Genomic DNA, 24,989 nt, shown 5'->3' with positions numbered 1-24,989 from the left:
ATGGTGGCGGAGGAACCAGAACAAGCCGGACTCGCCGACCATGCTGATGCACACCCACGAATCCCGCCTCAAGGCCCTGCGCGAGGAACTCGCCCGGCAGGGGCTCGACGGCTTCGTCATCCCCATCTCCGACGAGCACATGAGCGAATATGTCGGCGCCTATGCCCAGCGCCTCGCCTGGCTGACCGGGTTCGGCGGCTCGGCCGGCACCGCCGTCGTGCTGAAGGACCCCAGGGACGGCAAAGGCGCCGCCATCTTCGTCGACGGGCGCTATACCCTGCAAGTGCGCGAACAGGTCGATGGGCGGCTCTACGACTATGTCGGTGTGCCGCAGACCCCGGTCGCGCAGTGGCTGGGTGAGCATGCCCCCGAGGGGGCAAGGATCGGCTACGACGCCTGGCTGCACGGCCCGCGCTGGGTCGCAGCGGCAGGACGGGCCCTGGCCAAGCGCGGCGCGACGCTGGTCGCGGTTGCGCACAACCCGGTCGACGCGATCTGGACCGACCGCCCGGCGCCCTCGCCCGCCCCGGCAATCGTCCATCCAGAAGCCTATGCCGGCGAATCGAGCGAAGCCAAACGGGCCGCGCTGGCGGAGTGGCTGACCAGCCGCGGGCTCGATGCGGTGGTTGTCTCGGCGCTCGATTCGATCGCCTGGCTGCTCAACCTGCGCGGCGCCGATGTCGAGCGGACGCCGGTTGCGCTGTCGTTCGTCCTCGCCCGGGCCGATGGCACAGCCGAGCTGTTCATCGCCGAGGAGAAGGTCACCCCCGAGCTGCGCCAGCACCTGGGCAATGCCGTGGTGATCCGCCCGCGCGAGGCCTTCGTGCCAACGCTGGAGGGGCTGTCCGGACTGAAGGTGGGGGTCGATCCCGAGCGCACGGTCGCCGCGGTTTCGGCCGCGCTGAGCACCGCGGGAGCCACCGTGATCGAGGCGATGGACCCCACGGTCTTGCCCAAGGCGATCAAGAACCCGGTCGAGCAGGCGGGGCACCGCGCTGCCCAGGCCCGGGACGCAGCCGCCATGGTGCGGTTTCTCCACTGGCTGTCGGTCACCGCACCGCAGGGTGGCGTCACCGAGCTGTCCGCCGCCGACCGGCTGCAGCAGTTCCGCCAGTTGAGCGGCGACCTACGCGATCTGTCGTTCGACACGATCTCGGGCGCGGGGCCCAATGCGGCGATCCCCCACTACCGGGTGAGCGAGGAATCGAGCCTGCCGCTCGAACCCTCGAGCGTCTACCTCGTCGACAGCGGCGGGCAGTATCCCGACGGCACCACCGACATTACCCGCACAGTCTGGGTGGAGGGGCCGACCGAACCTCCGGCCCAGGTCTGCGATCGCTTCACCCGCGTGCTCAAGGGGCACATCGCGCTCGCCCGCGCGGTGTTTCCGCAAGGTACGGTCGGCGGCCAGCTCGACACCCTGGCACGCCATGCCCTGTGGCAGGCAGGCCTCGACTACGCCCACGGCACCGGGCACGGGGTGGGCAGCTTCCTGTCGGTCCACGAAGGCCCGCAGCGCATCGGCAAGAGCGCCGGCGGCCAGGCGGGGACCGACCAGGAATTGCTGGCCGGCATGATCCTGTCCAACGAGCCGGGCTATTACAAGAGTGGCGCGTACGGCATCCGCATCGAGAACCTGGTGCTGGTCGAGCCCCGCGCGATCGAGGGTGCGGAGGGAGACTATCTCGGCTTCGAGACGCTGACCCATGTCCCGATCGAGCGCCGGCTGCTGAGCCGCACGATGCTCGATCCGGGCGAGATCGCTTGGTGGAACGCCTACCATGCCCGGGTGCTCGAGATCGTCGGCCCGCAGGTCGAAGGCGAGGTGCTGGCCTGGCTGCAGGAGCAGTGCGCGCCCCTTGACTAGGGACGCGCGCGGAGCACTGGCCAGCTGATCGATGTTCTTGTAATGTTCGCTTGCGACTCGGTTCCGGAGCTCGCGCAACAGGGGAGCTACCAGGATGATCGGCTATGTCACGCTCGGCACCAACGACCTGGCGCGCGGAGCGGCGTTCTACGACGCCATCGCCGCCGAACTCGGCACCGGCCGGATGATGGAGTGGGAGAAGGCGATCGCCTGGGGCACCCCGGGCGGCGGGGCCGGAATCGGCCTGATGAGCCCCTATGACGGGCAGCCCGCAACCGTTGGCAACGGTGTCATGGTGGCGCTGGAGGCGAAGGACCCCGAACAGGTCCGGCGCCTGCATGCCATTGCCCTGGCCCATGGCGGAACCTGCGAAGGCGCGCCGGGTCTGCGCGGCGGCGGGTTCTATGCCGCCTATTTCCGCGACCCCGACGGCAACAAGCTCAACGCCTTCGTGATGGGCGTCCCGGCCGATGGCTGAGCAGGCCAGCGCGCGCCCCTCGCTGTTCACCCACCCGGTGCACCTGGGGCTGGGGGCAAGGGTGCTCCCGCAGCCCGCGTTCACCGGCATGGCCTGGTACGCCGACTATGTCGCCCGGGCTGCGGCCGATGGGGTGGAGGGCCGGCTGGTCTCGCTCTACACCTTCGCGGAGAGCTGGGATTCATGGGAGATGCACCCGGCCGGCGACGAGCTGGTGGTCTGTCTCGCCGGGGAGATCACGCTGCACCAGGAGACGCCGGACGGCACCGCGGCGGTGGTCACCCTCGGCGCCGGCGAGTATGCGGTCAACGCGCCCGGGGTGTGGCACACGGCTGATGTCGGCGGCACGGCCACGGTCCTGTTCATCACCGCAGGGGTGGGCACCCAGCACCGGCCGCGCTGAGGCCCGGGCGTGCCGGCGCCGCACGCTCAGCCCAGGCCGAGCTTGTCCGCATAGAGCAGGCGCCCGCCCGACAGGTGCCAGAGCGCCTCGTTGAAGTCGGCCTCCCCCATCGCGAAGCAGCCGTCGCTGCGCCCGAGCTTGCCCCATCGCTCGAGCATGGCAGGATTGGCATACCATGCAGGGTGCAGCACGATCGCGCGGTCGAGCGCGTTCGAATTGTCGGCTTCGACCCCGCCGAGCCGGATCGAAGTGCCGTACTTGCCCTTGTACCATTCATAGGTGACGTAGGCCCCGCGGCTGGTGGCAAGGCTGTTGGGCACGTTCGAGAAGGTCTTGAGGAAGCCGTCGTGCTCGGGATCCGAGCCCTTGCCATGGGCGACCAGGAACGAGCGCACCTCGCCCCGTTCAAGATCGGCGAAGTGCAGGCGCGGCAAAGACGACGGCAGCGCGAAATCGGCGATCCCGACCACATCGCTCCGCCACAACCGCGCACGGTTCCGCTCGAGTTGGTCGGCGGCAACGGCAAGGACCTTGCGGTGCTGCTCGCTGATCGACCAGGGCTGCGCGGGCACGCGCGTCGGCCAGGCCGCCAATGCGCCTGCAGCCAGTCCTCCGCTTAGCAGCTGTCTCCGATCCATCGGGCCTGCCTAACCCGGTTGCGCCCGCTTCGCCAGCGCTGCCAGCGCCGCCCCATCGACGCGCATGACCGTCCAATCGTCCATCGCCCGCGCGCCGAGCGCCCGATAGAACCCGATCGAGGGGGTGTTCCAGTCAAGCACCGACCACTCGAAGCGGGCACAGCCACGCTCCAGCGCCAAGGCAGCCAGGGCGGCCAGCAGGGCGGTGCCCAGCCCAGCCCCACGCGCCGCGGGACGGACAAACAGGTCCTCCAGATAGATCCCGGGACGCCCCTCGAAAGTGGAGAAATTGTGGAAGAACAGGGCGAAACCCTGAGCCTGGCCGGCGCACTCGCCGATCAGCACCTCGGCCATCGGGCGCGGGCCGAACAGCTGTTCGCCCAACTCCGCTATGTCGAAACGGACCTCGTGAGCCAGCTTCTCATAGGCGGCGAGTTCGCGGATCAGGGCGGCGATCAGCGGCAGGTCGTCAGGAGTGGCGCGACGGATCGACGGCGTGGCGGGAGTGCTCATCCTGCGCGCGGTAGCGGCAAGCCCGGCGACTTGGCAACCGCCACCGGATCAGCTGCGCGGCTCGAGCACCAGCCGATCGCCGCTCAACTCGACCCGGCCGAGCCGGGCCAGCGCGGATTGGCCCAGCAGGCTGGTGCCAAGATCCTTGACCACGACGGCGGTGACGTCCCGCAGCTCGACCTGACCGATGGCCAACCGGTCGAGCCGCGCCGGCGCGCCATAGCCCTCACCCGAGGCGGTCCGCAGGATCGGACGATAGCTCGCCGGATCGACCACCAGCCCGGCGCGCTCGGCATCGGCCTCGGTCAGGGCGACAACATCGGCCCCGGTATCGACCAGGAACCGGGCCGGCGCGCCGTTGACGACCAGATCGACATGGAACTGCCCCGAGGCATCGCGCGGGATCACCAGGCTTTCCCCCGCGAAACTTGCCCGGCGGGCAGCCGGAGCGCTGGGAGTGATGGCGGGGACGGGCGCTGCCCCTGGCGCGGCCGGGGGGCCGTCCGGCGAACGGCTCCCGCCAAAGGCCAAGGCGATCGTGGCGAAGCCCACCAGAATGACGCCGAGCTGCTTCATCGCGCCGCAGTCTAGCGGCGAGACCTTACCGGTTTATTCCGCGGCGACCGTGTCCGCATTGCCGGCATCGCTGGCCTCACCCTCGATCTCGGCGGCCTTGGCCTCGACCAGACTGACGATGTGGTCGAGCATGGCCTCGCTTTCCACGGTATGGTCGGTCACGCCCGACAGATAGACCATGTGCTTGCCATTGCCGCCACCGGTGAGACCGATGTCGGTCTCGCGCGCCTCGCCCGGACCATTGACCACGCAGCCGAGCACCGAGAGCGAGAGCGGGGTCTTGATGTGCGACAGGCGCTTCTCCAGCGCCTCGACCGTGCGGATCACGTCGAACCCCTGGCGCGCGCAGGACGGACACGAGATCACCCGCACCCCGCGGGTGCGCAGGCCGAGCGCCTTGAGGATCTCGAAGCCGACGCGGACCTCCTCCTCGGGCTCGGCCGAGAGCGACACACGAATGGTGTCGCCGATTCCGGCCCAGAGCAGGCTACCGATCCCGATGGCGGACTTGACCGTGCCGCCGATCAGCCCGCCGGCCTCGGTGATGCCAAGGTGGAGCGGACAGTCGACCGCCTCTGACAGGCCCTGGTAGGCGGCCACGGCAAGGAACACGTCGCTGGCCTTCACCGCCACCTTGTATTCGTGGAAGTCATGGTCCTGCAGCAGCTTGATATGATCGAGCGCGCTTTCGACGAGGGCCTCCGGGCAGGGCTCGCCGTACTTTTCGAGCAGATCCTTCTCGAGGCTGCCGGCGTTCACGCCGATGCGGATCGCGCAGCCGTTGGCCTTGGCCGCGCGGACCACCTCGGCGACGCGGTCGCTGCTGCCGATGTTGCCCGGGTTGATCCGCAGGCAGGCGGCGCCAGCATCGGCAGCCTCAAGCGCGCGCTTGTAGTGGAAATGGATGTCGGCGACGATCGGCACCTTGGCGGCGCGGGTGATCTCGCGCATGGCCGCAGTGCTGGCCTCGTCCGGACAGGACACGCGGATGATGTCGGCCCCGGCGTCCTCGCAGCGGCGGATCTGGTCGATCGTGGCGCGCGCGTCCGACGTGAGGGTGTTGGTCATCGTCTGCACGGTGATCGGCGCGTCGCCGCCCACCGGAACGGATCCGACCATGATCTGGCGGCTCTGGCGGCGCACCACGGTGCGCCAGGGTCTGATCGAGGACATGGCGGCCGATATAGAACGCCCCGCCGGTTCGAGCAATCGCGGTCATCGGGACAGACGCAGATCGACGGCGCAGCCCCCGCGGACCGGCTTGCCTTCGTCGGCGCGGGCGATAGCATGGCTCAGGGTCAGCACTTGGCAGGGGTTGGCATGGGCAGGCGAACGGGGTGGTGCGGCATCGCCGCAATGGTCATGGCCAGCGGCCTGTTGGCGTCGCAGGCGCCGGCCCAGGCGCCAGGGGCAGCCGCCAGCGGACCACCGGTGGGAACGCCCGCGGCGGCCTTGCAGGTGCCGCCGCAGACGATCGAACTGACCGACGCACTACTTGCCCAGAACGCGGCCAGCCCGGTCCCGGCACGGATCCCCGCCAGCGTCTTCGCGGCCCCGGCCGACTTCCGGGACATCAAGCTGTCCCCGAGCGGATTGCGCCTGGTCGCACGCGTGACCTTCGAGGGCAGGCAATTCGTGCGCATCCGGCGGCTGGACGGTTCCGAGGAGCCGTGGACGTTCCAGATCCCCGACAAGATGGACCTCAACTACTACACCTGGGCGGGCGAGGACCGCCTGCTGGTGAGCGTCGGGCAGATCGTGCCATGGGATGGCGATGAGGCGCGCTCGACCCGCCTGGTGATCGCCGACCTGACCACGCACAAGCTGCAGGTGATCGGCAAGGGTTTCGCGATGGGCCTGCGGGGTGATGACCTGCTCTGGACCGATCCGGAGGGCAAGACCGCCCTGGTCGCCTTCCAGCCGACGATTTATGATTACCCGGCGGTATTTAGCGTCGATCTCGTGGCCAATCGGGCGAAAACCGTGGTCTCATCGATGACCGGCATCTGGAACTGGTACGCCGACACCTCTGGCGTGGTCCGCTACGGCTATGGCTGGATCGACGCGCACAATTGGCAGATGGTCTATCGCAAGGATGGCGCTGGCCGCTTCCAGGTGGTCGCACGCGGCACCGACAAGGACGACCAGGCGGCCAAGTTCGCCCGCGACAAGAGCTTCACCATTGCCGCCGGAGCGGACGAGGGCTTCGTCTATGATACCGCCGCGGAGGGGGGGCACCTTGCCGTCTACCGTTACAACTTCGCGACGCACCAGCGCGGCGAATTAGTCTACGCCGCGCCCGGCACCGACGTGGGCCAGGCCTGGACCACAGAGGACGGCAAGAGCCTGTTCCGCGCCGTGTACACCGACAGCCGCGATCGGGTGAAATGGTTCGACCCGGGCATGGCCGAACTGCAGGCAGCGCTCGACAAGGCGATCTCGGGGAAGCTGGGCGACCGCGAGGTGTGGATTGGATCGCGCAACCGCGACAACACCATCATGGTCGTGCAAGCGCTCGGCTCGAATGATCCCGGCCGCACCTATATCTGGCAGGCCGCTTCTGGGACCCTGACCCGCCTGTCCACGCGCAACCCGGCGCTCAAGCCGGCCGACCTCGCCGTCAGCCGCTACGTCCACTACCCCGCGCGCGACGGCATGGCGATCCCGGCCTACCTGACACTGCCGGTCGGGCGCGCAGCCAAAGGACTGCCGCTGGTCATCCTCCCCCACGGCGGCCCTTACGGGGTGCGCGACCACGGCGACTACGATCCAGACGTGCAGTTCCTGGCCAATCGCGGCTACGTAGTACTGCAGCCGCAATATCGCGGATCGGACTCCTATGGCGCGATGTTCGAACGGCGCGGCGAGGCTCAGTGGGGCCGGACCATGCAGGACGACATCGACGACGGCATGGACTGGTTGGCCAAGCGCGGGATCATCGACCCGGCGCGGGTCTGTATCGTCGGGATCTCCTACGGCGGCTATGCAGCGCTTTGGGGCGCCACGCGTAACCCCGAGCGCTACCGCTGCGCGGTAAGCTTCGCGGGGATCTCGGATATGCCGCGCAGCCTGAAGTACCAGCTCAACTCATTCGACGACAAGCAGGCGCGCGAAGCCTGGCGCCAGAAGGTCCAGGGCGATCCCACCTTTGACCTCCGGACGATATCGCCGCTGTTCAACATCGACCGGCTCAAGGTTCCGGTCATGCTGCTCCATGGCACCGACGACCAGATCGTCCAGCCCCGGCAGTCACGGCTTTATGCCGAAGCGCTGAAGGCCGCCGGCAAGCCCTACGAATACTACGAGATCCCCGACGAAGGGCACGGCTACACGACCACGCAGGGGGCCCAGCTGTGGTATGACAAGCTCGACGCGTTCCTGGCCAAGTACAATCCGGCGCCATAGGTGCCGGCTCCTTCAGAACAGGCGCGCGAACAGGAACTCCTCGTCGAGCTGACTGCCGACGCGAAAGGTGATGTCGGCCACCTTGGCGAAGCCGTAACGCTGATAGAAACGCTGGGCCCCGGGGTTGCCCGACCAGACCGAGAGCTGCACCTCGTCGGCACCGCGTGCGGAAAACTCGGCCATGGCCCAGTCCATCAGCCGCCTGCCCAGTCCGCCACCGGTGGCATTGGGGGCCAGATAGAGCTGCTTGAGTTCCATCACGCGTTGGCCGCGGGCCTGTTCGGGAAAGCCGCAGACCAGCCCGAGCTTGCACCAGCCAATCAGTTCGCCGTCCTGTTCGGCCACCTGGTAGAGCTTGGCGGGATCGGCCAGCTCGGCCGCAAGCGCCGCCTCGCTATAGGTCTCGCGCAGGAATGGCAGCAGGTCGTTTGGCCGGTAGAGCCCGCCGAACTTGTGAACGAAGGCGGCCATGCCCAGCACCGACAGGGCGGTCAGATCCTCGCCGCGGGGTACGCGCAGCCGGACCGCGCCGGGGACCGCGGCCTGTTCAGCCACGCGGCCGGGCCTGCCGATAGCATCCGAGCAGGCGCAAGTCCTTGCAATGGAAGGCGAGCTCCTCGAGCGCCAGATCGACCGACGGATCGCCCGGGGCGCCGAGGATGTCGGCGTAGAACATCGTCGCCGAGAAGCTTGCCCCCTTCTGGTAGCTCTCCAGCTTGGTCATGTTGACCCCGTTGGTGGCAAGCCCGCCGAGGGCCTTGTAGAGCGCCGCGGGCACATTGCGCACCTCGAACACCATGGTGGTCATGGTCGGGCCGGGGCCCCGCTCCGCCTCCGACAGCGGGGCACGGGCGAGCACGACGAACCGGGTGGTGTTGTCTGCGGCGTCCTCGACCCCCTCGGCCACGATGTCGAGCCCGTACAGCGAGGCGGCGAGACGGGGCGCGATCGCCGCCGCCGCGGGATCGCCCTGCTGCTTGACGAAGGCCGCGGCCCCGGCGGTATCGGCGTAGGACATCGGAACGATGCCCCGCTCACGCAGGAAGTGGCGCGACTGGCCCAACGCCTGAGGGTGCGACCAGGCCACCGCGAAGGGGCCCTTGGCGCCGGGCAAGGCCATCAGGTCATGGGTGATCGCAAGGAAGTGCTCGGCCACGATCGACAGCCCGGATTCGGGCAGCAGGAAGTGGATGTCGGCGACGCGGCCATGCTGCGAGTTCTCGATCGGGATGATCGCCCGGTCGGCCCGGCCCTCCTTCACCGCGTCGAGCGCATCCTCGAACGAGAAGCACGGCAGGGGCAGGCAATCGGGGGCGAATTCGAGCGCGGCGCGATGCGAATTGGCCCCGGGGGCACCCTGGAAGGCGACCGCGCGCGAGGGGTCGGCCAGGGCGTCGCGGGTCATCGTCGCGACGAGGGCTTCGGCGGGTTGCGGATAGCTGTGCATGGCCCCCGGCGCTTATGCCGGGCCAGGGGTTGTGGGCAAGGGCAATCATGCCGCGGCGGACCCAGGAAACGACCCGAGCGACCGTCCGGAAGGCCACGGCTCAACCCCCGGACCCGCACCAAGGGGCGGATCGCGCTGCGAACGACCGGAATCGCCCTTGCGCGCCGGCGCAGGGCTCACTAGAGCGCCACCCAAACGCCAGAGCAACCTCGGGGCACTGATGGAAGACCGCAACAATACGATCGCCGGCTGGGCACTGTTTTCGGGCATCATCGCCCTCGGACTGGGCAGTCTGTCCGCTCACTACTTCCTGGCCGACAAGCCTGAGCGCCCCGAGAAGATGGGCTACGAGATCGAAGGCGTGGTCTCCAGCGAAGGCGGCGATGCCGGCGGCGCGGAGAGCATCGAGGTGCGCCTGGCCAAGGCCGACGTCGCCAAGGGCGAGGGCACCTTCAAGAAGTGCCAGTCGTGCCACACGATCACCCCGGGTGGCGCCAACGGGATCGGTCCGAACCTGCACGGTATCGCCGGTGACGTGGTTGCGGGCGCGCGCGGCGGCTTCGCCTACTCCGCCGATCTCAAGGCCAAGGGCGGCAACTGGGACTGGGCCACGCTGGATGCCTGGCTGAAGAGCCCCAAGGCCTTCGCCGCGGGCACCAAGATGACCTTCGCCGGTCTGGCCGACGCCCAGGAGCGCGCCAACGTGATCCTTTACCTCAACAGCCAGGGCGGCAAGCTCACTCCGCCGGCCCCCGGGGCTGCCGAGCCGGCGGCTGCCGACGCCGCTGCCGAAGCGCCGGCCGCCGAGGCCAGCGAGGCTCCCGCGCAGTAATGCGGTCCGGACCCGGCGCGGTCAGCGCGCCGGATCGGCGAACGGGCGGGGCTGCGGCTCCGCCCTTCGTGTTTGGGGACAATGAACGCGACCAAGGCCCGGCATCACACCGGACAGGCCGCGCTGGCGCGGTCAGCCCGCAGCGCGGCCCTTGAAGCCCTGGGCGATCACGTACCACTCCGACGAATCCTTGCGGCTCGCCGGCGGTTTGGCGTGCTTCACCGTGGCGAAATTGCGCTTCAGGATCGTCAGCAGCTCGCCGTCGGTGCCCCCGGCGAAGACCTTGGCGACGAAACCGCCGCCGGGCGCCAGGGTGCTGATCGCGAAGTCCACCGCGGTTTCGACCAGGCCCATCGTGCGCAGGTGGTCGGTCTGCTTATGGCCCACCGTGTTGGCGGCCATGTCGGACAGGACCAGGTCGGGTGGCCCGTCGAGCGCGCCTTGAAGGGCGGCCGGAGCGGCGTCAGCCATGAAGTCCATCTCGAAGATGGTGACCCCGGGGATCGGCTCGGTCGGCAAAAGGTCGATCCCCACCACCCGCGCAGCCGGGGCGCGGGCGCGGACGACCTGGCTCCACCCGCCAGGCGCGATGCCCAGATCGACCACCCGCTGCACACCCTTGAGCAGGCCGAAGCGCTCGTCAAGTTCGGCCAGCTTGTAGGCAGCGCGGCTGCGATAGCCGTCTGCCTTGGCCTGTTTGACATAGGGGTCGTTCAGCTGACGCTGCAGCCAGCGGGCCGAGCTGACCGTGCGCTTCTTGCCTGATTTGAGGCGGGTGTCGGGATCGCGGCCGCCGCGGCTCATCGCTGGTCCGCCCGCGCCGCGGCGGGGGCCGGGGACGCATCCGGGGCAGCGGCGCCCGGGCGCGACAGCCCGGTGGCCATCAGGCTGCGCAAGATGCCCTCGCGGATGCCGCGGTCGGCCACGCCGAGCCGTTCGGCCGGCCAGATGTCGAGAATCGATTCGAGAATGGCGCAGCCCGCCACCACCAGATCGGCGCGTTCGCGCCCGATGCAGGGCACCTCGCGCCGCTCGGCCAGGCTGAGCCCGGACAGCCGGGCGGCGATAGACCGCATGGCCGATGCCGGGACAATCACCCCGTCGACTGCGCTGCGATCATAGGCCGGCAGGTCAAGATGCAGGCTGGCCAGGGTTGTCACCGTGCCCGAGGTGCCGAGCAGACGCAGACCGCCCGAACCGGCCATGTCGGCACGCGCCGGGGCGACGCGTTCGGCAAAGGGAGCGAAGGCTGCATCGACCAGACCGCGCATTTCGCGGTAGCGCGCGGCGCGCTCGCTGACCCCACCGCTTTCAGGGCCACAGGTCTCGCTGAGCGAGACCACCCCCCAAGGCACCGATTGCCAGTCCAGGATGCGCGGCACGGTCGGACCGTTCTCGATCAGCACCAGCTCGGTCGAACCGCCACCGATGTCGAAGATCATCGCCGGACCATCACCCTGTTCCAGCAAGATGTGGCAACCCAGCACCGCCAGCCGCGCCTCCTCCTGCGCGCTGATCACGTTGAGCGCGATGCCGGTCTCGCGACGCACGCGTTCGATGAAGTCCGCACCATTGCTCGCCCGGCGGCACGCTTCGGTCGCCACCGAGCGGGCCAGATGCACGTTGCGCCGGCGCAGCTTGTCGGCGCAAATCTGCAACGCGGCGAGCGCGCGGTCCATCGCCGCATCGCTGAGCCGCCCGGACTGGGCGAGCCCCTCACCCAGTCTCACGACACGGCTGAAGGCATCGATCACGACAAACCCGTCACCGGCGGGACGGGCGATCAGCAGACGGCAGTTGTTGGTACCGAGATCGATCGCGGCATAGGCCTGCCGTTGGCCCGGCCCGCCGCCAGGGCCACGGGCGCCGGTACGCCGCGCGGGATCCGCACCCGGTGCCGGGTGCGAAGGGGGTGGTCCGTCTGCCGTGCCACCGCCGGGGGCAGCCTCACGTGCAACCGGCGGAAGATGGTCCGCCATGGTCAACTACTCTGATCTCTGGGCCCCGCGCGATCGCGGGAATATTGCTCAATCGTAGCGGCCGGGGCCGCTGGCGGCAAGGCCAGCGCCGAAATGAGGCTGCGGGAGAATTCACGATCTGTGATCAACCTGTCCAAAAGGACTGTTCAGCCTTCGTGACGCATATTACCCATGGCTCTCGGGGATCGAGGGCCGTGCGCCCTCGGTGTGGCCCATGAGACACGTTGAGTCTCGCGATCGGGAGTGGCCTGTGCCGATGATGCCCTTACCAGAAATGCTCGAAAAGAGCGCCATCGCCGCTGTCTTGAGCAATCCGCGCCTGCCGGACAACCCGATCGTGGAATGCAATCGTGCGTTCGAGGAACTGACCGGCTACTCCTCGGCCGAGATCCTTGGCCGCAACTGCCGTTTTCTGCACGGGCCGGAAACCGAGCCATGGCTGACCGAAACGCTGCGCACCGGGATCCGCCGCCGGCAGCCGGTCATGGTCGAGATTACCAACTACCGCAAGGATGGCAGCCGCTTCCGCAACGCGGTGATGGTTGCCCCGATCTTCGACGACAGCGGCGAACTGATGTACTTCCTGGGTTCGCAGGTGGAGATCCCCGGAGAGCAGGCGCGCGAGAACGACATCCGCCGTCAGGTCGCGCACGAGAAGATCCAGGCCCTGTCGGCGCGTCAGCGCGCGGTGCTGGTGCAGATGGCTTCGGGCAAGCTCAACAAGCAGATCGCCTGGGAGCTGGGCCTGTCCGAACGGACCGTGAAGATGCACCGCGGCGCCGTGCTCAAGGCCCTCGGCGTGCGCACCACAGCCGATGCGATCCGCGTCGCGATCGAGGCCGGTTACTAGTCTGGGCGGGGCCCTGACCGCCCCGCCCAGACGCGCGAATCCCCTTGACCACCCCGGACCGCCAGACTAGAGGGCCGGCTCCGCGTTGCCCCGTCGTCTAAAGGTAAGACTACGGACTCTGACTCCGTCAATCGAGGTTCGAATCCTCGCGGGGCATCCAAGGAAATCTCAACAAAATCAGACGGTTGAGTGGTCGGCAAGGACGATTCGAGCATTTGCTCGCAGTCCTTCGTTGCCCCTTATTTTCCCGAGTTTTCCGTGGCTTTCCGGCACGCTCCGGCGACTCCACGCAACAAGAATGCAACATGGCGCCGCTGCGTAGCGGCCGCCATGTCACATCGTGCTCCTCAGAAGACGTGGACCTGCGAGAGAGGCGGAGTAGTGCGGACCGCCGTGACCGCCGACGACCCAACGAACAGCGTCCGGCCGCCAGCTCCATTGCGGATGACCCACACGTCGCGTCCGTATGGCCGGACCTCCGTTACAGGGATCCAGCCGTCGGTCGCGGTATGCACCTCGACGGTGACGTTCGGGTCATCGGTAGCTTGGCGCGCGATATCGATCAGTTCTCGTCCAGACATTTTGCGCTCCAGATCCAGGACCAGCAGGTAGGTGCGGCCGCCGGGCGTCGCTCGGCGACCGCGATATTGCGGTTAGTTCCGCGGACCGTGCTTGCCGGTCTTGTAGGTCTCCACCACGGTGGTGCGCGGCCTGCGCTCAGCATCCTGAACCGGAATAAACTGACCGGTCCGAGCATCGCGCCCGCGCTGGTGATGGTGCTTGGCTGCCATGGCTTATCACCTCCTCTCAGCAGCAGGCTGCTGCATGATCAGAAGGGGAAAGCGCCCTGGGCCGGGGGCACGTTGGGGTAGCGCCGGTCCCTCATGACCTCGGAGACACGACCCTGGTTGAGCCCGAGGAGGGCCGCGACCTGGTGCTGATAAAGCTTCCGCACCTTCACCAGAAAGCGGATGTGGGCTGCCATTTCGGGGGTGATCGGGGGGGAGGGTGTACGGTTCATCGTCTTCAGCCTTTCTCGGCAAAAAGCGATGAAACCGGGTTGACTTTCTACCCCCCAGAAACGAGAGCTTCGGGGCTTAATCAGCAAAAAATCATCCGCGGTCTCATCGCGGTGAATGGCCCGGGGGCGGTAACGACGCCCTCGGGTCTTTTCGTTTTAGGTCTCGATTCGCCTTACCGCAAGCGACCATGCGATTCTTTCCCCAGAGACAGGGCGTACAGCGCTGATGGCGTCGCAGTGGGCCGCGGACACATGCAAGGTCCGTTTTGGCTCTCCACGGGGCTTATTTCGCCGATTTAAGCGTCCATGTAACACGGACATGGCAAGGGGAGGTAGAGAAGACTCTTTGCCACCAACCGCCTCAATCAGCGTTCGCCGACTGTTCGGCTGACGTTCCCTCTCCGTGCCGCTGCGGTAGCTGCTCGAGCATCAGCTCACCGTCTCACCGTGGTAGAGCGCGTCCATTATGAAGCGGGAGACGCCCTCGTACACCCAGGCGTCAACGTCGATCGACTCGCGGGTGGGAGGGAGGATATCAGCGCCTCGATCGCAGCCCGGTCGGGCTGGGTCAGGCCGGCCCCGCGCAGGATCCCTGCACTCTGCTCAGGCTAGCCTAGCTCATCCTCGAGGCGCCAGTGGTTGAGCTCCGCCACGCCGGCTTGGCAAACCGCGACCTCCTGGGCCTACAGGTCGGTCAGCGGCCGTGGCATGACTGGACAAGTCTGGCTGTGCGCCTCGCATCATGATGCTGAAGTGCGCTGCCCCGCCGTCGTCCAGCACGCGACTGGGCCGGAGCGCATAGCCAGGGCGGACACGTCTCGGGTGTTGAGGGCGACGTTCTCGGGGACGATACGTCCGGCGGAATCGACAAAGGGCATTGCCCGCTGCTCCCTGATCAACCCGGTGCCTGTTCGGCCGAGGGCGGTCGGCGGAGGTGCCGAGCAAGGAGAAGCTGGGCCCAGTTGCCGCGGTCCGTTACCGCCGTCAGGAACGGGGGTCGGCATGCATATCCTGATCGCCATTGCACTCTTCATCGCCATTGCGGTGGCGTCGAGCACCAAAGAAGGCCGTGCAGAGTTCCGCAACAGCCCTACATACAAAACGATGGAGCGGATCTCATGGTGGGGCATCGCCCTCATTGTGGGGTTATTCCTGCTGACCGAATTTTGGCCGCGCTCATCACCCTAAGGACCGGACTTCGCCAACTGCCTCGCCGGCATGATCGAGCTGGAGGACTGGACAGAGGAGCTGCGTACCTATCCGGTGAGCTCCGCCTTGCTCGGCCGCTGAGTAAGCGCTGTTAAGCGTGCTCTTGTGCGTGCGCTTAGGAGCGGTGGGTGAGCCAGATCACGGTGTTATCGGGGCCGGAACGGCGCCGGCGGCGGAGCGAGGAGGAACGGCTACGGGTTCTGACCGAGGCGTTCTCGCCGGGAGCCTGCGTGGCGGAGGTCTGCCGGCGGCACGATATCTCGACCTCGCTGATCTACACCTGGCGGAGCAAGCTGCGGCGAGCCCACGCCGACGCGGAACCCAGCGAACCGTCCGTGCCTGCCTTTCCCGAGGCCGTGGTCGTCGAGGAGGATGCGGGGCGGTGCGCCGGGGGCGGCTCCCCGTCGATGGTCATCGATCTGGCCCGCGGCAATCGGGTGTTCTGTGAGTCAGATCGCGGCGGCCTGCGAGCGGCAGTACTCTATACGCTGATCCAGACGGCGCGGGTCCTTTTCCCTATTAACAAAGATCCTGCAGTCATCCAGCAAGCGGGGACTCGCGGCCACGCGCCATAGTGCGCGTTGTCAGGCGAAGACGTGTGTTACTACTGCATCCACATCGCCAACACGGACGACTGACGGCTCAGGTGGCGCCGACCTCCACACTCACCCTAGTGATGTTGTAGAGCGTCACCGCCCCACCGACTGCCGTGGCCGGAGCGAATAGCGCCAGATTGATCCCTTCGCTGACCGAACTGCGATAGAGCACCCCGTCGAACCCCGACTTCTTGATGAACTCGCACAAATATTGGCTCGGGATATAATCGATGGCAGCGCGCTGGGGCAGAACCGGCCTAGTTAGCTCACCGCCAAGCCGTTCAAGTAGCGGCAAATCTGCGCGCAGCTGGCCGATCTTGCTGGCATCACCCAAAACGAAGGGCGAGACGAAACCGCGCGGGTTGCGTAAGTCGACGACCCTGACGTCGGGGATCGTGAAGTCGGCGATACAAGCGACCTCGCCGGTATGCGGCCGGATTTCGGCGGCTGCCGTATCGGGCCGCGAGCCCAGATAGAGATAGGGTATGCCGGCCGGATTGGCGCGCCCGTGCGACGCGAGATGCTTGGGCGGCGCATTCATTTCGCCGATTGAGAAGATGTTGTCGCCGGTCTTGATGCGGGCACGATACCATGTTTTGGGGACATTGGTCTCCAGTAGCATCGCAAGCAGGCCGGTCAGGCGCTCTCGGTCGATGTCCTGTTCGAGGAACCAGCGGTTCTGGAACATCATCTCGTCGCGCAGGGTCTCCCAATGCACGAGGCCTTCGCTGGTGTAGCTCGACGACGGTGAGAATGTCTGGCGGACAATGTTGCCATCATCAAGGATCTCGCCGAGCAGCTGGCTCGCATGCGCCTCATCGAGCTTGGCGTCGGGGAAGAGCTGCCAGTCCTCCTTCATCCACTCAACGAGCGTCCGACCGGCGGGGTCTAGCTCATAGACATTGACCAAGGACTCGAACTCGTTGGCGAGCGCTGTCGGGTCGACGAGCGGGACATCGGCCGTACCGCAGAAGCCGCAGGTGCCGGTTTCGGCGCTCAGCGACGGGATGTGATCGGTGCGTAGCCAGCGATCATCAAAGCATTCGGGGCAGCACTTCTTCTTCGCCATGGGCCTAGCCCAGATAGGCGGCGAGGGTCTCGATGTGATGCTTCATCGAGAGCTTCTTCACATAGCCCAGACCGGGGAAGTGCTTCTTTGCGTGGAGTTCGCGAAACTCTTGGATTGCGCTGGTCTCAAGCAACTTCGAGTTACCGGTGTCCAGATTTTTGATGAGCTTGTCGAGGGCCTGCGCGAACTTGCCGGCCGGATCGGTCGGGGTATCGTTGGTCGTCGAGACGAAATGATAGACGAACATAACGTCGTCATTGTCGGTATCGATATAAGTCAGATGGATGGCGACCGCGTAGGCTGGCCCACCACCTTCTGAATAGACATCGCCCACGATTAGAAAGTCGCCGAACCCCGCCATTCCGAGATCGCCGTAGGTGACATGGAGCTCGGAAAACTTTTCGGGCGAATTCTTGGCATAGTCGGCATTCTTACGGCGCTCGAATCCATCGTGGACGAGAATGCGCGTGCTACCATTGAAATGTTTACGGTAGAGCGTGTCGGCAGGGCTCGAAACGAAGACGTGCGTCGAGTTCTTGAGATCGTCGCCGAGAAATCCCGCGAGCGCTTTGGGCTCGGTGAAACCGGCGTGGACGAATGTAGGATGATGGCCCTTATGGGCCTCGAAGCAGCCCTTGGCGTCGTCGAAGCTGGTGTTGCTGCGAAGGAGAATGCCGGCTGAAATCTTATCATTGCCGATGAAGCCGCCCTGCAGCAGCGCCGAGATGTTAGCGCCGTCATCGCCATGGTCGCCATGATAAGGATTGACGATGACGATAGCGCGGCCATCGGCCTCGCAAATCGCCTTCAGCGTACGCTCGAGGCCCCCAAGCGACTCCCGAACGGGCTCGATGATCGGCACGAAATGGCGCGCCGCGAGCAGCGGCGCCATTTCGCGGATGGTGATCAGCTCGAACTGTTTGCCGCGGAAATAGGGATGATACATGCGGCGGTCAGGCCCAAGCCATCGCGGCGTCGAGAGGGGTCGAGACCGCCTCGACGATTCTGTTATGATCCGCTCGCCGAACCTGGATCGACAGTGCTGCTGCATGCAGCGACGACGGCAAACGATTGACGAAGTCACTCAAGGGCGCGAGGTCCCGAGTGCGCTTGAGCGTCTTCACCATCGCCACATGCACGGCGGCGGGATCCTGTACGTCGAACAAGCCGCGCAACACCGCATGACGCTGTGTGTTAGGAACGTCGGGAACGGCGACGCCCATGCTCCTCAAGATGGTCACGGCCTCGGACGAGCGCAAAGACTCGAACACCGTCGCTGGGCAGATGCGGTCGGGCCGGTCCTCTGCCTCGCGCACTGTCGATATCTGGTAGCGCGACGAGAGCATCATCACGCCGACATCGTCGGGCACCGTGTCGAGTACCCCCGCCACATGGCTCTCGCTCGCGATCACATAGACCTTGGCGAAGACATGCTTGTAGTTGGCGACCTGATTGGCGAGGCGCGCGAGTGAATCGCGTTCGGACTTGATCTCATAGACCGTCGCGGTGCCGTTTAGGATCGCGAGATCCGCCTTGCACGCACCGGCACGAAACTCAGTCAGCATGCACGCCGTATTGAGCGAGTGCGTTCCCATGAGGACCTTATGGGTCAGTGCCGCTCGATAGACATATTCGTCACGCCGACCGGCGGTCTTTAGCACGCCGAACGCGGCATCGAAGGCCTGACCGACCGTCGCGTCGGCAGTGCACCGGTCAGCGATGTCCGTGAGACCGAGCAGGCGCGCGAATAATGGCGATTGTCCCTTCCGCGCCATTTCGCGAAAGACACCGGACGAGAATAACCGGGTCATCGCCGAAAGCTGACTTGAACTTGGTGCCACCGCCCCCCCGCGACGCTCAGGGCTCAAGCCCGCCGATGAGGTTACAGGCTATATCTGATTATGCCCGCTGGGGGAATCCGGTTATTGAGCGGGTGCCATAAACATACCTTGATGACGAATTTTCGAGTGCGATCGAACGCGTCCAGCTCGAGAACGGTCGACATGCAACCCAGTCCGCTGGCCGCGACCGTCACGATTTTGGCGCCATAAGCGGTTGGCGGCTCGCCCTAAGATAATCGCCAGCCTCGTTTAGCGGGCATCCTGCCCACACGTCATCTCGAGAATATTCCGCTTACATCGGCCGGGTCGTTGCACAATGTCCGCTTTGGTGGAGGCTTGCCCTGAAGGCGCCTGTCCACAACCTCCCAAATATCGCAGCGCCGCGACCTTCACCGGATGGTTACGCAACTAGTCGTTGCGACATGGTCAATAGGTGATCGCTAGCGCCGCCCTGAACGCAACAAGAACACGGATGGCGCGCAAGCTGGCGCGTCTGCGTAGGGCTACTGGCGAACAACACTGAGGCGAGCTAGGAGGTTCCGCACAGTGGTCGCATGCCAGCGACCACTACGCGCGGTGACAAACCCACCCTCGTTCAGCGCGCCAGCTATCGCGTTCAGCGACACGATGCCGCGCTCACGCATGTCGTCGATCACGGGGCGCAGGTCGGCAGCACGGGCATCAGCATCCGCTCGCAGCGCCTGAATAGCTGCAGCGTTGCCCTGATTGGCTCTACGCAACGCCGCCGCGCCGTTCGGGTTGCCCAGCTTCACCCCCCGAGCCTTCGCCACCTGCAGGGCCTCCCGGGTGCGCCTCGAGTTGGCCTTGCGCTCGTGCTGAGCCATGGCGGCCATGATGTGGATCGTGAGCTCGTTCGCCTCGGGCATATCAGCCGCGATGAACATGACCCTGCTCTCCTGCAGCGTGGCCAGAAACGCCAGGTTGCGGGACAGGCGATCCAGCTTGGCGACTACCAGCGTGGCGCCGGTGACCTTGGCACGGTGCAGGGCCTTCAGTAGCTCGCGGCGATCGTTCCGCTTCCCGCTCTCGACCTCGGTGAATGCAGGCGCGACCAGCTCCCACCCCCTGCCGGCACACAGGCCCTCGACAGCGCTACGCTGGGCGTCCAGACCGAGACCCGATCGGCCCTGCCCCTCGGTGCTTACGCGGTAGTAGGCGATCGCCTTCATGACCTCGGCCTTGACTATAAACCCTCGTACCGTTCGTTACGCGGTTTTATACGCACCGCTAGACGTGCTCTTCGGTGCCGATGGAACAGCGCAGGTCATCCGAGGTGCATCGGAACAAGTCTGCCCCGGCGCGCAGCTTGCTAGGTGCCCGCAACCTTCTCGGCAGCGTCAGTTATAGGTGCCTGTGGATAGACGCTGTTGCGCCTAAAAGCGTCGGTGAACCACCTCATGCCGATGCTATTCTACGTCATCTCTCCCATCCTTGGTCGTGCCGTGCCTAACGCGGAACATGCCTCGATGCTCGCCATGGGCATTCTCGCCGTCAGCTTTGCTGAAGATCGGGCACCTCTGATCGAGGATCGCTCAGTCGCGGCGGCACCCGGACACGCCTACGCCGCAGAAAAGCTAGCACGGCGGATCGCGGCCGAGCTGCGTCACCCGCGACCGATCTTCACGTGGCGCGCCCTGCCGCTGGTCATGCCTTGTTTGCGGATCCTCTCTGAGGACGCTTCCGCCCAGGCAGCCCTCGATCTCGCCAAGGCAGTGCATGGCTGCATCGAGCTTGGCCTGACCGACGCCGCCATCCTTGGGGCAGAAGCTGCGGATGGCCTTGCTGCCCTGCCGAGTTCACGACGTGAGGAGGCCATCGAAGGCTTCTACGATCTTCCGCCAGGGAAGCAGGTGTGTGCCTTGAAGGAACTCGCAGCGGAGGATTTCCGGCGCGTCAGGCCGAAGAAGCAGCCGATCCGCGACGAGGAAGAGTAGACGAGCTTGCCGAGCCCCCATCGGCCGCCGGACTTCCCGCCCTTTCCGGACTTGCCGTGACGCCGCCAAAAGTTGCGGAAGTTTTCCTCGTCAAGCTGGTCGATGGCGCCGGTCAGGCCACGGGTGTTGAAATCCTCAATCACCAGCAGGTCCGCGGACGGCTCGTCCATCGCTGCCGCGGACAGACCACAGGCTGCTAGGTGTGGAAGGAGTGACGGGAACAGTGCGCGGAATGCGTCGGCCCGCTGCCCTTCAAGCGTATGGCGAGCAAACCGAACCTTCACCGGACCTGAATCGTCGGAAGCATCGGACGAGTTCTGGATCACCTCGCGCACTAGCGCGCCGGCAAGGCCGACCTCATCGTTGTTGAATTGGTCCCTCTGGGTCGGATCCTGTTCGACAAGATCGGCAGGATAAACGGGAAACTCCCACGCAGGCATATCCAATCCCCTTCCTAGTGCAGCTCAGAGCCGAAACTCGCCACCGCCACTGTCGCCGTTGCGGGCAAAGCGCCCCTTGGCTGCCTCAACCGCCTTTTGCACCGCCGAGAACATCTTCTTGATGTCGGCCTCGGTAAACTCATAGGCAGACCTGTTTGACAGATTCCCCACAAGTTGCAGATCCTTGATGACCCGGTTCACCCGCGCTTCCGCAAGATCGACGAACTTTTCCCGCTTTGAGCTCATATTCCGACTCACTCACACTGGTGGAGTGCCAAATATGTGGATTCAAGCGATCTTATGTCAACAATATATGGCCAACATTCCTGATATATTATGCGAGCGCGATCGCGCTGGCCGTCTTTATCTATCTATATCAGCTGGTTAGTGACTTCTCGGTAAATTGGAAATGATCATAGGTAGCGCGCATTCGGCGGTGAATCGCAGCCCCGATTAACACTTGGCGGGGGCAAACATAAAATGGCTGCTGTCCACCTTCGTCCGGCACAGGACGAGTTCTGTTGCGGCATCATCCGGGGCAGCGAATGATCCAGACCGGTCCTGCCAGGCGAATGCTGATAAAGTCCGGCAAGCTGCCGCGACTGCTTCAGCATCGCTCCGGGCAAGAGTTGTTAGGCGCGCCTCAACTGCGGCAGCATCTATTCCAACGGAAGAACATCACGCTCGCCCTGCAAACGGCCCAGCACAGCGGCTAGTCAGGCCTTCAGCGTGCCGCTCACCTAGCTCCCAGCGGTAGCAACCGGACATCGCTGATAAAGCTTTCGAGCGTCTGCAGGTGAGGCTGGACCGGCTTCGGAAACTTTTCAAAAAGCCCAGCTGGCACGACCAGCTGGACCCCCGCCTGCGTCATCTCGCGGAACTGGGATTCTGAAACACCCTCCTGCAGGGTTAGCAGATGCTTTGCTGGAATGTGGTCGGCTTCATTTAGGATCTGGCGCCAGCGGTCCCGGCAGGTGGTCTTCACCGCGAGCATGCGCAGCCGCTCTCGGGGAAACGACCCATCGTGATAGGCAGCGGCGGACGGAAACAGGAAATCGGGCCGCTTACCTGGCTCGGACTCAGGCTGGTGCACGAAGTGCGTGCCCTCGACTAGCCGTTCCTCGACGAAAATGGCGCGGGCGTGGAGCTCGAGGGAATGACCCGAGCGCGCTTTGCGGCGTTGCAAGATAGTCTGCGCCCGGGTGATGAAAGCGTCGATCGTCGTAAAGCCGGCAGTGATGTGCGGTAATTCGATTGCCTGCTCAACGCTGCGGAAGATTTCGAACTCGCATTCGCGCCGGCGCAGCAGGCGGCGATCGGGGTCAAGCGCAGTGTCGGGACGCAACTCGACCGCGCGGCGGATGATGTCGGCACCGCTTGGGAAGCACACCCGCCACTCTGCAGGAATCTCAGCATCGTCGAGCCAGCAGCTCGTGCGTACAGGCGTTTGCGCCGGAAGCCCAAACAGCCCCCCCTGCGCCGGTGGCCAGATCAGGTACTTGCCGGGTTCGACCGGACCGACACGGTCTTCAACGATTTCCTCCTCGGTCTCGTGGCGGCAGACCCAGACGTGGCAGTCGGCGATTTCGGCAGGCGGTCGGCTGAACGCGAATACCGCTAGCGCGCCGGTACTTTCAGGATCGAGCAGGGCGGATGCCCCGCCGCCGAAGCCCGTTACCCGTGTCTCGTCACGGCCACGTGCGGCTGCAGTGTCGTGGAAACGGTTGTTGTACCAGATCGCACGGACCTCGCGATGGTCGGAATGCGAGTCGAGATAGAGGTTGAAGCGAACGTCGGGGTTCTTGACCTCTCGGCGGTTCAGCGCGGGGAATATCTCGAACAGGAAATCACGCGGAATGTAGGGCCCGGCTTGGTGGCTGCCATTGGCCAATGTGTCATTGCCAGAAAGCCGCTTCACATACCATGTGAAGCCGGGCGCGCCGTGCTCTTCGAGCCATTCGACAAGCTCACCCACCGCCACGGTCTGCCCCCCTGATTACTCCAGTGCGCGCCTTGGAATGCAACCACTCCGCGACGCCGGCGATTACTGCGTCGGCACCGATACGCCCCGGCCCCTTGAGAGCGCATTCCCAGACTTTGAGCACTCGCCAGCCGGCATGGTCAAGCGCGGCGTCGGTCTCACGATCGCGCTCCATGTTGCGACCGATCTTGGTCCGCCAGAAATCCTGCCGGGTGCCCGGCCAGCGGAACAGCGGACAGTCATGTCCGTGCCAGAAACAGCCCTGGACCTGGATCACCGCGCGCCAGCGCGGCAGCACGAGATCGGGGCGACCGGGAAGCGTGCGGTCGTGCAGCCGGAAACGGAAGCCGAGAGCGTGTAAGCCGCGGCGGACTGCAAGTTCAGGCTTTGTGTTCTGGCCGCGGATACCGGCCATCATGCGGCTGCGCGTAGCCGCATCGACGACATCACCCGGCAAGCGCGAGCTTTCTCTGGAGTCGTTCGGGCGCTAGCTCGGCAGGATCGATCAGCCAAGGCAACATATGCTCAGCGACGGCCCGGACGACCGGGACCACCACCGAATTGCCAAACTGACGATAAGCCTGGGTATCGGAGACCGGAATGATAAAGTCGCGGCCGCCGGGTTCGTCAAACCCCATCAGGCGGGCGCATTCGCGCGGGGTCAGCCGGCGCGGGTTGCGGCCTTCCTGCGCGACGAGGATTTCCGAGCCGTCTTTGTAGTAGCGCGCAGACAGAGTGCGCGCGATGTCGCCGCGTCCGACTAGCCCGAAGCCAAACCCATTACCGGCGGCTCGATGCTTGTCGGCATAATCCTGCAGATATTTCCACAGGTGGTCGGTCAGCGTGTATTTCTCCGACACGGAACCGATATTGCCGCGAGTATACGGCGCATCGACCTCCTCAGTGCCGTCCTCAGGGTGCAAGATAGCTCCAAGCCGGGGTCCATTGAGCGCGTCGGGCAGCACCAGATCACTGAAGGTGAAATCATTTGCATCGCGGAAACCGACGATGAAAATGCGCTCACGCTGCTGGGGCACGAAGCACTTGGCATTGATGACCTTCCAGTGGACTTGGTAGCCGAGCTCGGCGGTCAGCGTGCGGTGGATGACCTCAAAAGTCCGGCCTTTGTCATGGTTGACGAGGTTCTTGACATTCTCGAGCAGAAACGCCTTTGGGCGATGGTGCCGGATTATTTGGGCGACGTTGAAGAATAACGTGCCCTGCGTTTCGTCGGCAAAGCCGTGCGGGCGGTTGAGAGCATTCTTCTTGGACACGCCGGCAATCGAAAAGGGCTGACAGGGAAAACCCGCAAGCAGCAGATCATGCGCGGGAATTTCCTCTACTGGTACCTTGGTGATGTCGCCCACCACCTCATGCTCGCAGTCGAAGTTCGCGAGGTAGGTCTGCTTGGAATATTTATCCCACTCACTGGTGAAGACGCAGCGCCCTCCGAAATCTTCAAAGCCGCGGCGTAGGCCACCAATACCTGCAAACAGGTCGATGAAACGGAAACTGCTAGTTTTATTTGCTGGGGTATCGCGGCTCTTGCGCGCCATCGACTTCAGCAGGCGGACCGCCGCCAGCCGCGGGATCGCATCGCCGCTCTCCCAGCGGTAGACAGTCCGGCGCGAGAAGCCGGCCTGGTCGGCAAAATCCTCGATGCTGATGCCGGCCTTCGCGCGAAGTAGGGAGAATTCGGTCGTCGCTGACATACATGGCGCCTCAGGGAATAATTGTGCCATAATGTCGTAGGGCGTTCCGAAATGCAAGAACAAAGAGCGAATATCTGGCTGTCACGCTTCCCCCTTGCGGCAAGCAGCTCACCAGCGGGAAAACGGGCTCCGGGCATCTAAATCCGGATAGGCCTCGTCGGTGCCGAGAGGCATGGT

27 protein-coding genes, 1 tRNA gene and 1 pseudogene are annotated in these 24,989 nt (G+C 65.3%); 10 read left to right on the top strand and 19 right to left on the bottom strand.

What is annotated here, in order from left to right:
• Positions 1-40: 40 nt before the first annotated feature.
• The 3 genes from H7F53_RS11305 to H7F53_RS11295 all read left to right on the top strand — a co-directional run bounded on the left by H7F53_RS11305 (position 41) and on the right by H7F53_RS11295 (position 2,748).
• Positions 41-1,867: an aminopeptidase P family protein gene (locus H7F53_RS11305; RefSeq protein WP_185679596.1), complete on the top strand. Its 1,827-nt coding sequence runs from the start codon at positions 41-43 to the stop codon at positions 1,865-1,867.
• Between the two features lie 94 nt (positions 1,868-1,961).
• Positions 1,962-2,345, top strand: a complete 384-nt coding sequence (locus tag H7F53_RS11300) for a VOC family protein (protein ID WP_185679595.1) — start codon at positions 1,962-1,964, stop codon at positions 2,343-2,345.
• Positions 2,338-2,748: a cupin domain-containing protein gene (locus H7F53_RS11295; RefSeq protein ID WP_185679594.1), complete on the top strand. Its 411-nt coding sequence runs from the start codon at positions 2,338-2,340 to the stop codon at positions 2,746-2,748. The genes H7F53_RS11300 and H7F53_RS11295 overlap by 8 nt, the downstream gene beginning before the upstream one ends.
• A gap of 26 nt (positions 2,749-2,774) precedes the next feature.
• On the opposite strand, the gene H7F53_RS11290 is transcribed toward H7F53_RS11295, so the two are convergent.
• From H7F53_RS11290 to ispG, 4 genes are all read right to left on the bottom strand, one after another.
• Positions 2,775-3,320 carry a murein L,D-transpeptidase catalytic domain-containing protein gene (locus H7F53_RS11290; RefSeq protein WP_343062033.1) on the bottom strand — a complete coding sequence of 182 codons (546 nt, stop codon included), beginning with the start codon at positions 3,318-3,320 and terminating at the stop codon, positions 2,775-2,777.
• 75 nt (positions 3,321-3,395) lie between these two features.
• On the bottom strand, positions 3,396-3,899 hold the full coding sequence (locus tag H7F53_RS11285; RefSeq protein WP_185679592.1) for a GNAT family N-acetyltransferase: 504 nt from the start codon (positions 3,897-3,899) through the stop codon (positions 3,396-3,398).
• A gap of 48 nt (positions 3,900-3,947) precedes the next feature.
• Entirely contained in the window at positions 3,948-4,475 is a 528-nt protein-coding gene (locus H7F53_RS11280; protein WP_185679591.1) for a retropepsin-like aspartic protease family protein, read from the bottom strand.
• A gap of 33 nt (positions 4,476-4,508) precedes the next feature.
• Positions 4,509-5,648, bottom strand: coding sequence for a flavodoxin-dependent (E)-4-hydroxy-3-methylbut-2-enyl-diphosphate synthase (gene ispG, locus H7F53_RS11275; protein ID WP_185679590.1), 1,140 nt, complete (start codon positions 5,646-5,648; stop codon positions 4,509-4,511).
• A gap of 258 nt (positions 5,649-5,906) precedes the next feature.
• Between ispG and H7F53_RS17925 the strand changes: the two genes are divergently transcribed.
• On the top strand, positions 5,907-7,880 hold the full coding sequence (locus H7F53_RS17925) for an alpha/beta fold hydrolase (protein ID WP_185679589.1): 1,974 nt from the start codon (positions 5,907-5,909) through the stop codon (positions 7,878-7,880).
• Between the two features lie 12 nt (positions 7,881-7,892).
• Here the strand turns inward: H7F53_RS17925 and H7F53_RS11265 are convergent, their stop codons facing one another.
• A complete protein-coding gene (locus H7F53_RS11265) occupies positions 7,893-8,435 on the bottom strand; it encodes a GNAT family N-acetyltransferase (RefSeq protein ID WP_343062032.1) in 543 nt (180 codons plus the stop codon).
• Positions 8,428-9,327: a prephenate dehydratase gene (locus H7F53_RS11260; RefSeq protein WP_185679588.1), complete on the bottom strand. Its 900-nt coding sequence runs from the start codon at positions 9,325-9,327 to the stop codon at positions 8,428-8,430. The genes H7F53_RS11265 and H7F53_RS11260 overlap by 8 nt, the downstream gene beginning before the upstream one ends.
• Positions 9,328-9,547: 220 nt before the next feature.
• Here H7F53_RS11260 and H7F53_RS11255 point away from each other — a divergent pair, with 220 nt between their 5' ends.
• The gene (locus H7F53_RS11255) at positions 9,548-10,159 is read left to right on the top strand and encodes a c-type cytochrome (RefSeq protein WP_185679587.1); all 612 of its coding nucleotides are present in this window, start codon (positions 9,548-9,550) and stop codon (positions 10,157-10,159) included.
• 132 nt (positions 10,160-10,291) lie between these two features.
• Here H7F53_RS11255 and H7F53_RS11250 read toward each other — a convergent pair whose 3' ends face one another.
• Together H7F53_RS11250 and H7F53_RS11245 are read right to left on the bottom strand one after the other, a co-directional pair.
• Positions 10,292-10,963: an RlmE family RNA methyltransferase gene (locus tag H7F53_RS11250; RefSeq protein WP_185679586.1), complete on the bottom strand. Its 672-nt coding sequence runs from the start codon at positions 10,961-10,963 to the stop codon at positions 10,292-10,294.
• Positions 10,960-12,138, bottom strand: coding sequence for a Ppx/GppA phosphatase family protein (locus tag H7F53_RS11245; protein WP_185679585.1), 1,179 nt, complete (start codon positions 12,136-12,138; stop codon positions 10,960-10,962). Before H7F53_RS11245 ends, H7F53_RS11250 begins: the two co-directional genes overlap by 4 nt.
• A 259-nt stretch (positions 12,139-12,397) precedes the next feature.
• On the opposite strand from H7F53_RS11245, the gene H7F53_RS11240 reads away from it, so the two are divergent.
• Positions 12,398-12,988: a response regulator transcription factor gene (locus H7F53_RS11240; protein ID WP_185679584.1), complete on the top strand. Its 591-nt coding sequence runs from the start codon at positions 12,398-12,400 to the stop codon at positions 12,986-12,988.
• Positions 12,989-13,074: 86 nt separating this feature from the next.
• Positions 13,075-13,148 (top strand) — tRNA-Gln (locus H7F53_RS11235).
• 493 nt (positions 13,149-13,641) lie between these two features.
• Here H7F53_RS11235 and H7F53_RS11230 read toward each other — a convergent pair.
• Both H7F53_RS11230 and H7F53_RS11225 read right to left on the bottom strand, forming a co-directional pair.
• Positions 13,642-13,779 carry a hypothetical protein gene (locus H7F53_RS11230; protein WP_185679583.1) on the bottom strand — a complete coding sequence of 46 codons (138 nt, stop codon included), beginning with the start codon at positions 13,777-13,779 and terminating at the stop codon, positions 13,642-13,644.
• A gap of 38 nt (positions 13,780-13,817) precedes the next feature.
• Complete coding sequence (locus H7F53_RS11225; RefSeq protein ID WP_185679582.1) at positions 13,818-14,009, bottom strand: helix-turn-helix domain-containing protein; 192 nt, start codon at positions 14,007-14,009, stop codon at positions 13,818-13,820.
• Between the two features lie 1,002 nt (positions 14,010-15,011).
• Here H7F53_RS11225 and H7F53_RS11220 point away from each other — a divergent pair.
• The gene (locus tag H7F53_RS11220) at positions 15,012-15,197 is read left to right on the top strand and encodes a hypothetical protein (protein WP_185679581.1); all 186 of its coding nucleotides are present in this window, start codon (positions 15,012-15,014) and stop codon (positions 15,195-15,197) included.
• A 149-nt stretch (positions 15,198-15,346) separates the two neighbouring features.
• Positions 15,347-15,727: pseudogene (gene tnpA, locus H7F53_RS18000) on the top strand (IS66-like element accessory protein TnpA); the annotation flags it as partial.
• A gap of 133 nt (positions 15,728-15,860) precedes the next feature.
• On the opposite strand, the gene H7F53_RS11210 reads toward tnpA, so the two are convergent.
• From H7F53_RS11210 to H7F53_RS11195, 4 genes are all read right to left on the bottom strand, one after another.
• Entirely contained in the window at positions 15,861-16,883 is a 1,023-nt protein-coding gene (locus H7F53_RS11210; RefSeq protein WP_185679579.1) for an RES family NAD+ phosphorylase, read from the bottom strand.
• A gap of 4 nt (positions 16,884-16,887) precedes the next feature.
• On the bottom strand, positions 16,888-17,829 hold the full coding sequence (locus H7F53_RS11205) for a sce7725 family protein (protein ID WP_185679578.1): 942 nt from the start codon (positions 17,827-17,829) through the stop codon (positions 16,888-16,890).
• Between the two features lie 7 nt (positions 17,830-17,836).
• Complete coding sequence (locus H7F53_RS11200; protein WP_185679577.1) at positions 17,837-18,694, bottom strand: sce7726 family protein; 858 nt, start codon at positions 18,692-18,694, stop codon at positions 17,837-17,839.
• 533 nt (positions 18,695-19,227) lie between these two features.
• The gene (locus H7F53_RS11195; RefSeq protein WP_185679576.1) at positions 19,228-19,914 is read right to left on the bottom strand and encodes a recombinase family protein; all 687 of its coding nucleotides are present in this window, start codon (positions 19,912-19,914) and stop codon (positions 19,228-19,230) included.
• A gap of 216 nt (positions 19,915-20,130) precedes the next feature.
• On the opposite strand from H7F53_RS11195, the gene H7F53_RS11190 reads away from it, so the two are divergent.
• Complete coding sequence (locus tag H7F53_RS11190; RefSeq protein WP_185679575.1) at positions 20,131-20,679, top strand: hypothetical protein; 549 nt, start codon at positions 20,131-20,133, stop codon at positions 20,677-20,679.
• Here H7F53_RS11190 and H7F53_RS11185 read toward each other — a convergent pair.
• From H7F53_RS11185 to dcm, 5 genes are all read right to left on the bottom strand, one after another.
• A complete protein-coding gene (locus H7F53_RS11185) occupies positions 20,571-21,125 on the bottom strand; it encodes a hypothetical protein (protein ID WP_185679574.1) in 555 nt (184 codons plus the stop codon). The genes H7F53_RS11190 and H7F53_RS11185 overlap by 109 nt on opposite strands.
• A gap of 18 nt (positions 21,126-21,143) precedes the next feature.
• On the bottom strand, positions 21,144-21,365 hold the full coding sequence (locus tag H7F53_RS11180) for a hypothetical protein (protein ID WP_185679573.1): 222 nt from the start codon (positions 21,363-21,365) through the stop codon (positions 21,144-21,146).
• Positions 21,366-21,855: 490 nt separating this feature from the next.
• Positions 21,856-23,100: a type II restriction endonuclease gene (locus H7F53_RS17920; RefSeq protein WP_185679572.1), complete on the bottom strand. Its 1,245-nt coding sequence runs from the start codon at positions 23,098-23,100 to the stop codon at positions 21,856-21,858.
• Positions 23,087-23,557 carry a very short patch repair endonuclease gene (locus H7F53_RS11170; RefSeq protein WP_185679571.1) on the bottom strand — a complete coding sequence of 157 codons (471 nt, stop codon included), beginning with the start codon at positions 23,555-23,557 and terminating at the stop codon, positions 23,087-23,089. Before H7F53_RS11170 ends, H7F53_RS17920 begins: the two co-directional genes overlap by 14 nt.
• Positions 23,547-24,812 carry a DNA (cytosine-5-)-methyltransferase gene (gene dcm, locus H7F53_RS11165; RefSeq protein ID WP_185679570.1) on the bottom strand — a complete coding sequence of 422 codons (1,266 nt, stop codon included), beginning with the start codon at positions 24,810-24,812 and terminating at the stop codon, positions 23,547-23,549. The genes H7F53_RS11170 and dcm overlap by 11 nt, the downstream gene beginning before the upstream one ends.
• Positions 24,813-24,989: the final 177 nt, after the last annotated feature.

The organism is Novosphingobium piscinae, assembly GCF_014230355.1.
Taxonomy (GTDB): Bacteria; Pseudomonadota; Alphaproteobacteria; order Sphingomonadales; family Sphingomonadaceae; genus Novosphingobium; species Novosphingobium piscinae.
This window is presented reverse-complemented; position numbering and strand designations above follow the sequence as displayed.